The 8,259-nt window shown below is 74.2% G+C and carries 9 protein-coding genes; 4 read left to right on the forward strand and 5 right to left on the reverse strand.

The genetic code is table 11. The annotated features are described in order from the left end of the window. Positions 1-535: hypothetical protein (locus EYA84_RS20930; protein ID WP_201272442.1), on the forward strand; the 535-nt coding region annotated here is incomplete at its 5' end. Positions 536-572: 37 nt separating this feature from the next. On the opposite strand, the gene EYA84_RS20935 is transcribed toward EYA84_RS20930, so the two are convergent. Beyond that, positions 573-1,175: an MBL fold metallo-hydrolase gene (locus EYA84_RS20935; protein WP_131054747.1), complete on the reverse strand. Its 603-nt coding sequence runs from the start codon at positions 1,173-1,175 to the stop codon at positions 573-575. Positions 1,176-1,184: 9 nt separating this feature from the next. Then, complete coding sequence (locus EYA84_RS20940; protein ID WP_131054748.1) at positions 1,185-1,742, reverse strand: MarR family winged helix-turn-helix transcriptional regulator; 558 nt, start codon at positions 1,740-1,742, stop codon at positions 1,185-1,187. A gap of 107 nt (positions 1,743-1,849) precedes the next feature. Here EYA84_RS20940 and EYA84_RS20945 point away from each other — a divergent pair, with 107 nt between their 5' ends. Continuing rightward, positions 1,850-3,457: an LLM class flavin-dependent oxidoreductase gene (locus tag EYA84_RS20945; RefSeq protein WP_131054749.1), complete on the forward strand. Its 1,608-nt coding sequence runs from the start codon at positions 1,850-1,852 to the stop codon at positions 3,455-3,457. Between the two features lie 20 nt (positions 3,458-3,477). Here the strand turns inward: EYA84_RS20945 and EYA84_RS20950 are convergent, their stop codons facing one another. Continuing rightward, positions 3,478-4,077 carry a GNAT family N-acetyltransferase gene (locus EYA84_RS20950; protein ID WP_131054753.1) on the reverse strand — a complete coding sequence of 200 codons (600 nt, stop codon included), beginning with the start codon at positions 4,075-4,077 and terminating at the stop codon, positions 3,478-3,480. Between the two features lie 164 nt (positions 4,078-4,241). Here EYA84_RS20950 and EYA84_RS20955 point away from each other — a divergent pair, with 164 nt between their 5' ends. Next, positions 4,242-5,114, forward strand: coding sequence for a pentapeptide repeat-containing protein (locus EYA84_RS20955; RefSeq protein WP_131054754.1), 873 nt, complete (start codon positions 4,242-4,244; stop codon positions 5,112-5,114). Here the strand turns inward: EYA84_RS20955 and rnhA are convergent. Beyond that, positions 5,111-5,590 (reverse strand): ribonuclease HI, encoded by a 480-nt coding sequence (gene rnhA / locus EYA84_RS20960; protein ID WP_131054750.1) that lies wholly within the window; start codon positions 5,588-5,590, stop codon positions 5,111-5,113. The genes EYA84_RS20955 and rnhA overlap by 4 nt on opposite strands. 63 nt (positions 5,591-5,653) lie before the next feature. Beyond that, positions 5,654-6,898 (reverse strand): lycopene cyclase family protein, encoded by a 1,245-nt coding sequence (locus EYA84_RS20965; protein WP_131054751.1) that lies wholly within the window; start codon positions 6,896-6,898, stop codon positions 5,654-5,656. Positions 6,899-7,022: 124 nt separating this feature from the next. Here EYA84_RS20965 and EYA84_RS20970 point away from each other — a divergent pair, with 124 nt between their 5' ends. Next, positions 7,023-8,138: a serpin family protein gene (locus EYA84_RS20970; RefSeq protein ID WP_131054752.1), complete on the forward strand. Its 1,116-nt coding sequence runs from the start codon at positions 7,023-7,025 to the stop codon at positions 8,136-8,138. Positions 8,139-8,259: the final 121 nt, after the last annotated feature.

An 8,259-nucleotide genomic window follows, 5' to 3' on the forward strand; every position in this document is an offset into this window, starting at 1 on the left:
CGACCTGGGACTGGGCGCGGCACGGCTGGCGCGCGGCGACCGGGAGGCCGCCCACGACCTGCTGGTGCGGGCGGCGAACACGTTCCGTTCGCTGGGCGACTCGCGTGGCTACGCGGCGGCGCTGACCAATCTCGTCCTGGTGCACGTCGCGATGGGTGAGTACCTCGACGCGGCCCAGGCGTGGCGGGCCGCGCTGCGCGAGTACGAGACGGTGGTCGATCCGACCAACCGGGCGGTGGCGCTGCTCAACGCGGGGGCGGCGCTGCTCGGCACGGCGCCGGGCCAGGCCGACCAGGCGTCGGCGTGGCTGACCGAGAGCCTGCGGCTGCGGGCGGGCGGTCGGGCCGACGCGGGGCTGGGTAGGACGCTGTTGCACCTGGGCGACTCGGAAGCCGCCCGGGAGCGCCACGACCTCGCCCGCCGACACTGGATCGACGCCTCGGCGGTCTGCGAGTCGGTCGGCGACGAGGAGGGTCAGCGGGCGGCCGACGACCGCCTGGCCGACATGCGGTCCGTGGAGCCGACGTCGGGGTGATCCGACGCCTCGCGGGCCGCGTGCCCGGTGCCGACGGTCAGAGGGTCTCGCCGGGGGTGAGATACCGGTAGCCGGGGACGGTCTCGCCGAACCAGCCGTTGACGCTGGCCAGGCCACGTTCGTTGAGCTGCGCGTCGTGGATCGCGACGACCCGCTCCGCCTCGGCTGCGACGGCGAAGTCGACGGCCTCGGTCAGCTTCAGCCAGGACGCCTGCGCCGGGACCAGGAGGGTCCGTATCGGTCGGCCGGGTGGATGCAGTGAGTCGCCCGGGTGGTAGACGTCGTCCCCGACCAGGTAACCGAGGTTGGCGCAGTCGGGCTGACCACCGTGGATGGTGGCGTGTCGTCCACCGACCGCGGTCACCTCGAGACCGGCGGCGGTGAACCGGTCGCCGGCCCGCACCCGGGTCACCGGCAGGGGTGCCAGGTCCGGCAACACGGCGCCCTCCGGCGCGAAGACCGGCACGCCGAGGCCGGCCAGCCGCAGGACGTCGATGTGGTCGGTGTGCTCGTGGCTGACCAGCACGGCGTCCGCGCCGACCAGTGCGCGCGGCTCGCTCCAGGTGCCGGGGTCGATGACGAGGACACCGCCGTCCTGTTCGAGCCGTACGCAGGAGTGGGTGTACTTGGTGATCCGCATGGCGCGACGCTAGGTCAGTCGGCCGCCGGGCGTGGTCCCGCGACGGCGGCGGCGGACGGGCGGTTCGTCGGCTGCCGCCGCCACCGCCTGGCACAGGTCCACGAGTGGGTCGTCGGCCTGAGCCGCGCAGGCGACCTGTCTCAGCAGGTCCCGCAGCTCGCCGCGCTGGGCGGGGGTGAGCGTCCGGAGCAGTCGGGTCTCGACGCCCGCCAGTGCCTCGCGGCGGCGTCGGGCCGCGTCGCGGCCGGCGTCGGTGAGCGTGACCAGGCGGCTGCGCCGGTCGACGGGATCGGGACGGCGTACCACCAGCCCGTCGCGCTCCAGGTCGTCGATCAGGTATGTCAGGACGGTGCGGTCGATCCCCAACTCCTCGGCGACCGCGCCCTGGTTGCGGGCGGGCTCCCGGTCGGCCGCGACGAGCACCTGGTAGCCGCGCGGGCCGCCGGGCAGGTCGCCGGCGACGTGGTCGGCCGCGCGGATGTAGGACCGGAAGACGACGCCGAGCATCCACCCGAGGTCGTCGGTGATCGGGTCGGTGCGGGGATCACTGTCCTGCGGACCGGTCATCCTCACAGATTAACCCAGATCACAGATTTTATTGGGCGAAGATGTTCTGTCCGCAATAACATCTGTGGTGCGGGGTGATCACCCCGAGAACGGGAAGGAACGCAGACATGAGCGACTACGGGCACTCCCTGACCTTCGGGTCGTTCCTGACGCCCGGCAACGCCGACCCGGCCGGGCCGGTCGGCCTGGCCATGCTCTCCGAGCAGGTCGGGCTCGACCTGGTCACCTTCCAGGACCACCCCTACCAGCCGGCCTTCCTGGACACCTGGACGCTGCTCAGCTTCGTCGCCGCACGCACCGAGCGGGTACGGCTGGCCGCCAACGTGACGAACCTGCCGCTGCGACCGCCCGCCGTGCTCGCCCGCAGTGTCGCCAGCCTCGACCTGCTCAGCTCCGGTCGGATCGAACTCGGACTGGGCGCCGGGGCGTTCTGGGACGCCATCGAGGCGATGGGCGGTCGACGCCTCACCCCCGGCCAGGGCGTACGGGCCCTGGAGGAGGCAATCGAGATCATCCGCGAGATCTGGGACGCCGAGGCGCGGGGCGGCGTCCGGGTGGACGGCGAGTTCCACCGGGCGCTCGGCGCCAAACGCGGTCCGGCGCCCGCCCACGACGTCGGCATCTGGCTCGGCGCGTACAAGCCCCGGATGCTCGCGCTGACCGGACGGCGGGCCGACGGCTGGCTGCCGTCGCTGGCCTACCTGCAACCCGGCGACCTGGCCAAGGGGAACACGATCATCGACGACGCGGCCACCGAGGCCGGCCGGTCGCCGGAGGACGTCCGACGGCTGCTCAACGTCAACGGGCGGTTCACGGCGACCGGTCGCGGGCCGCTGGACGGTCCGGCCGAGCAGTGGGCCGAGGAACTGGCCGACCTCGCCCTGACCGACGGCGTCAGCACCTTCATCCTCGGCACCGACGACCCGGACGACCTGCGGCGCTTCGCCGCCGAGGTGGCTCCGGCCACCCGGGAGCTGGTCGCCTCCGAACGCGCCTCCGGTCGCGGCGGTGGCACGCCCACGCCGACCGACCGGGCCGAACCGTCCCCTGGCCCGACCTCGGCCGCCGCCGGTCGGACCGCCCGACCGGCGCGCCCCCGGGCCGAGCTCGGGTCGAGCGCCTTCGCCGTGGTGCCGACGCCCGACGACGGCGTACGCCGCAGCGACGTCCGGGTGTGGGACGAGTCGGCCCGGCCCAGCGGCCCGGCACCGGACCCGACGCGCACCTACACCACACACGAGCAGGCCGGCGCCCAACACCTGATCGACGTCCACGACGGCCTGCGCAGCGAGCTGGCCCAGATCCAGGACCTGATCGAGCAGGTCGCGGCCGGGCTGGTCGACGTCGGCACCGCCCGATCCCACATCAACACGATGACCATGCGGCAGAACAAGTGGACGCTGGGCACCTACTGCGAGTCCTACTGCCGGGTGGTGACCACGCACCACACCATCGAGGACCGCTCGCTCTTCCCGCACCTGCGCCGCACCGACCCGCGCCTCACGCCGGTGATCGACCGGCTGGAGGCGGAGCACCACGCCATCCACGACGTGCTGGAAGGCGTCGACCGGGCACTGGTCGCGTTCGTCGCCACCCCGGACGGCACCGCCGAGCTGCGGGCCGCCGTGGACCTGCTCAGCGACACGCTGCTGTCACATCTGGCGTACGAGGAGCGTGAGCTGGTGGAACCGATCGCCCGCCTGGGCGCGCACTGACCACCGGCGGGCCGCCCCCGTCAGGCTGCGGGTGCCCGGCGCATCCCCCACACCCGGGGACCGCCGTCGGGCACCCGCACCTCACCGGTGACCACGAAACCGAGCCGCCGGTAGAAGCCGACGTTCCCCTCCGAGGAGGTCTCCAGCACCACCGGGAGCCCCGCACCGGCCGCGTCGGCCAGCCCCGGCCCGAGCACCCGGGAGCCGAGACCGGCGCCCCAGCGGTCGCGACGCACCCCCACCGTGGCCAGCAGGTACGCCGGGTCCGCGGAACGCAGCGGCGCGCACGCGGCCTCGGCGGCCACCGCGGCCTCGTGCCGATCGCCGGCCAGCTCCGCGTTCCGGGCGGCCAGATCGACCCAGACCTGGTCCGGCACCGACCGGTCCGGTGACAGCCACACCGCGACCGCGACGATCCCCCCGGCCGGCTCGACCGCCGCCCACACGTCGCCGTACGGCAGGCCCACCGCCTCGACGGTCAGGGCGAACAGCGCGGTCAGCCGTTCCCGGTGCCGGTCCGCCGCCACCGTCCAGGCGGTCCACGGGTACCCGTCGAACGCGTCGGCCAGTGTCCGGGCCGCCCCGGTCACCTCGTCGGCCGCCAGCCGCCGTACCTCGATCTCCATCCGTCCTCCCGCCCCCGTCGGCACCGGCAGGCATCCTCGCACGTCGCCCCCGCTCCGGTGCACGTCATGCGGTCGCGGGCCGACCGACCGGAGCGGGGACAATGGGGGCGAGACGGGGAGGTCGGGTGTCACAGTTCGAGGGGTCGACCGGAGCGAGCATGCGGACGCCGCGCACCGGCGCGCAGGACAGCCGGTTGCGGGCCGACTGTGGGCGGTGCTTCGGGCTCTGCTGCGTCGCCCCGGCGTTCTCGGCGTCGGCCGACTTCGCGGTCGACAAGCCCGCCGGGCAGCCCTGCCGCCACCTGCGCACCGACTTCGCCTGCGGCATCCACGTCGACCTGCGTGATCGCGGCTTCCCGGGTTGCACCGTCTTCGACTGTCACGGGGCCGGTCAGCGCGTCGCACAGGAGACCTTCGGCGGGCGGGACTGGCGGGCCGCGCCGGAGACCGCATCGCTGATGTTCGACGTCTTCGCGGTGATGCGTCCCCTGCACGAGCTGCTCTGGTATCTGACCGAGGCGCTCACCCTCCACCCGCCCGACGCGCTGCGCGCGGACCTGGGCGCCGCGCTCGCCGAGACGGAACGGCTGGCCGGGGGCAGCCCGCAGGACCTGCTGGCCCTCGACGTCGAGGCCTACCGGGGGGAGGTCAACCGGCTGCTGTCGCGTACCGGCGACCTGGCCCGGGCCCGTGGCGGCCCGCCGGGCGCGGACCGGCGCGGCACCCTGCTGGTCGGTCGGGACCTGCGCCGGACCGACCTACGGGGGGCGAACCTGCGCGGCGCGGTGTTGATCGGCGCCGACCTGCGCGGGGTGGATCTGGCCCGGGCCGACCTGACCGGCGCGGACCTGCGCGGGGCGGCGCTGGACGGGGCCGATCTGACCGCCGCGTTGTTCCTGCACCAGTCGCAGGTCGACGCCGCGCGCGGCGACCGGCGGACCCGACTGCCGGACCGGGTAACCCGACCCGCGCACTGGTCGGCGCTGCCGCTGACTTCCCGTCCGGCGGGCCGTCGGCCGAGGCGACGCTAGCGGCGGGTCGAGGCGACGGCCGCCCGCGCCTCGCTCATCCCCTGGTTGGCCAACGCGTCCGCCCGCTCGTTCTCCGGGTGCCCGTTGTGGCCCTTGACCCACAGCCAGGTGACCTGGTGCCGGGCGCAGGCCGCCTCCAGCCGCTGCCACAGGTCGGCGTTCTTCACCGGTTGCTTCGCCGCGGTCCGCCAACCGTTGCGCTTCCACGAGGCCAGCCAACTGGTGATGCCGTTGCGGACGTACGTGCTGTCGGTGTGCAGCTCGACGGTGACCGGCCGGGTCAGGCTCTCCAGGGCCTCGATGGCGGCCATCAGCTCCATCCGGTTGTTGGTGGTCGGTGTCGCCTCACCACCACACAGCTCCCGCTCGTGGGAGCCGTACCGCAGCAGGACACCCCAGCCGCCCGGGCCGGGATTGCCGCTGCACGCACCGTCGGTCCAGATCCGCACCACCCGACCGGCCGCCTCGTCCACCATGGGGCAAACCTACCGAAGGCTCCCCCGACGGCCGGGCCCGGCACCCCGGTGCGACCGGGCGGGTCAGCGGGGCGGGGCGTCCGCGTCCGACGGGGCGACCACGGCGGGCGGGACGGTCCAGGGCGGACGGCGGCCCGGCGCGATCCGGTCGCGGAGCCGACCGGCCGCGTCGGCCACACCGGCGGTCACCATCGGCAGCATCCGGGTGGAGCGCATCACCGCCAGGTCCTCGGCGCGGGTGGTGCCGCCGTCGAGGAACCGCAGCACCCGCGACGGCGGGTTGCGGTCGAACAGCCGACCGAAGAACTCCGGACCGCCGACCAGGTCCCGGTCCAGGGCCCGCAACGCCACCGCGTCCATCCAGCGGTGCCGAGGCGGGTACGCCGACGCCGGCACCGGGTCCCGACCGGCGGCCACCTCCCGGGCCACCTGCTCGGCCTGGCGGTGCATCGCCGAAAACGTGAAGCCGGTCGACGGGCGGGTGGCGCCGCCGGCCGTGCCGAGACGGACCACCCGGGGCGACGGTCGGGCCACGAACGGCCCGTCGGTCATCGGGATGACGCCGTTCTCCACCTCGGTCACCGTGAGCCGGGCCGGATCGAGCCCGAGCAGGTCCCGGTAGCCGGCCAGGGCCGCGTCGTACGCCGCCGAGGTGAGCAGGTCCGGTCCGAACTCGGTGTACTCGACCAGGGCGTACCGGCTGTCGACCGGTAACACGTAGCCGAACGAGACGCCCCGGACCGGTTGCGGGGTGCGGAAGTCCATCAGCACGGCCCGTTCCGGGTCGAACACCGGCCGGTCCGCCGCCAGCCACCAGCCACGGAAGTGCTGCAACCAGTTCGTCCGGCCGGGTCGACGCGGTGGCCGGGGCCGGGAGTCCAGCACCCAGGCGGCACGCAGGGGGCCGTCGCCGGTACGCACCACCACCCGGTCGCCCTCGTCGTGCACCTCCTCGGCACCGGCGACGATCCGCCGTACCCCGAGACGCCGTTCCGCCTCGGCGGCCCGGTCGTAGATCGGGCCGGAGCGCAGCATCGCGTACCGCAGGGGGTTCAGGTCCAGGGTGCGGTGCGTGCCGGGCGTCACCACCTCGACCTGCGTCCAGCTCGCGACGAGCAGCTCGTCCAGGTCGTTGCCGGGCTCGTCCCAGAACGCCCACGTGCGGTCCTGGCCACGCCGGTGCACCGGGTCGACGACCGCGATCCGCAGGTCGCGTACGCCGTGCCGGGCCAACGCGGCCAGCACCAGCGAGGCGGCACCACCCCCGCCGACCAGGGCGAGATCGACGTCGACCGGCGCGGAACTCATCCGGTCACGCTGCCACACCGGCCCCGCCGTCGTGGTGTCAGGCCCCGATCAGGGTCGGCGCGACGGTCGATAGGGTCACCGCACCGGCGCGTCGCCGTGCCGCGTGCCGCCACCGGAGGACGTCATGACCACCCGCGCCGCGAACACGCTCACCGCCCGCTGGGCCGCGACCCTCGACGACGAGGCCACCGTGCTCTCCGGCGCGGGCGTCTATCCGCTGCTGGCGCTGCTCGCCCGGTACGCGGACGGTCCGGCCCGGGACGAACTGTCGGCCGTGGTCGGTGACCCGACGGGCGTGGACCTCACCGACTCCCCCACCACCCGGATGGCGCTCGGCTTCTGGGCACGGCGTGGCCTGCCGCTGTCCGAGCGGTGGCGCACCGAGATACCGGCCGCCCTGCGCGGCGAACTCACCGGGGACGAGGCCGTCGACCAGGCAGCGTTGGACGCGTGGGCGGCCGCGCGGACCGACGGTCGGATCACCGCCATGCCGGTACGCGCCACCAGCGGGACGGCGATGGTCCTGGCCAGCGCGCTGTCGGTGCTCACCACCTGGAAGAAGCCCTTCGACAACACGCGGTGCCGGCCCACCGACGGTCCCTGGTCCGGACAGGATCTCGCCGGCCTGCGCCGACGCGGCCGCGACCTGGACGCCCTGCGGGTGGTCGACGCCGTCGGCGGGCCGGTGAGCCTGCTGACGGTCGAGGGCACCGAGGACGTCGACGTCCTCCTCGCCCTGGGTCCCGCCGGACACGGTCCCGCCGAGGTGCTGCCCGCCGCGATCGGCGTACTCGACGGGGACGCCCCCGCCCTGCCGCTCACCGACGGGCCGGGCGTGACCGAGCAGATCGTCGACGCCTCGGACGCCACCCCCGAGTTGACGGTCTCCACCGTCGCGTTCACCGTCGACGCCTCCCACGACCTGCTGCGGCAGCCCGGTCTGTTCGGGCTGACGGCCGCAACCGATGCCACCGGGGATCACTTCCCCGGAATCACCGCGCGGCTGTCCGTCACGCAGGCCGTGCAGAACGCCACCGCCACCTTCCACGCCACCGGCTTCTCCGCCGCCGTGGTGACGGCCTTCGCGATGCGGGCCGGTGCGATGCGCCCACGGGCCACCGCACGCAAGCGGCTGGTCGAGTTGACCGTCGACCGGCCGTTCGGCTTCGTCGCCGTACACCGACCGACGAACCTGGTCCTCGTAGCCGGCTGGGTCACGCACCCTGCCGTCGTCGTGTAAGGAAGGGCCCCCTGCTATCGCCTGGTGTATAGGAAGGGTCCCTTCCTAACATCTCTTCACGGACAGACGCTGCCGGCCGGTACCCGTGGGTACCGGCCGGCGGCGTTCTTGCTCCCCCTTG

The organism is Verrucosispora sp. SN26_14.1 (assembly GCF_004307965.1).
In the GTDB taxonomy this organism is placed as follows: Bacteria; Actinomycetota; Actinomycetes; order Mycobacteriales; family Micromonosporaceae; genus Micromonospora.

Excerpts from the sequence above, each read along its gene's own strand:
- EYA84_RS20935 (WP_131054747.1), bottom strand. The coding sequence starts at position 1,175 with ATGCGGATCACCAAGTACACCCACTCCTGCGTACGGCTCGAACAGGAC.
- EYA84_RS20940 (WP_131054748.1), bottom strand. The coding sequence starts at position 1,742 with ATGACCGGTCCGCAGGACAGTGATCCCCGCACCGACCCGATCACCGAC.
- EYA84_RS20945 (WP_131054749.1), top strand. The coding sequence starts at position 1,850 with ATGAGCGACTACGGGCACTCCCTGACCTTCGGGTCGTTCCTGACGCCC.
- rnhA (WP_131054750.1), bottom strand. The coding sequence starts at position 5,590 with ATGGTGGACGAGGCGGCCGGTCGGGTGGTGCGGATCTGGACCGACGGT.
- EYA84_RS20965 (WP_131054751.1), bottom strand. The coding sequence starts at position 6,898 with ATGAGTTCCGCGCCGGTCGACGTCGATCTCGCCCTGGTCGGCGGGGGT.
- EYA84_RS20955 (WP_131054754.1), top strand. The coding sequence starts at position 4,242 with ATGCGGACGCCGCGCACCGGCGCGCAGGACAGCCGGTTGCGGGCCGAC.
- EYA84_RS20970 (WP_131054752.1), top strand. The coding sequence starts at position 7,023 with ATGACCACCCGCGCCGCGAACACGCTCACCGCCCGCTGGGCCGCGACC.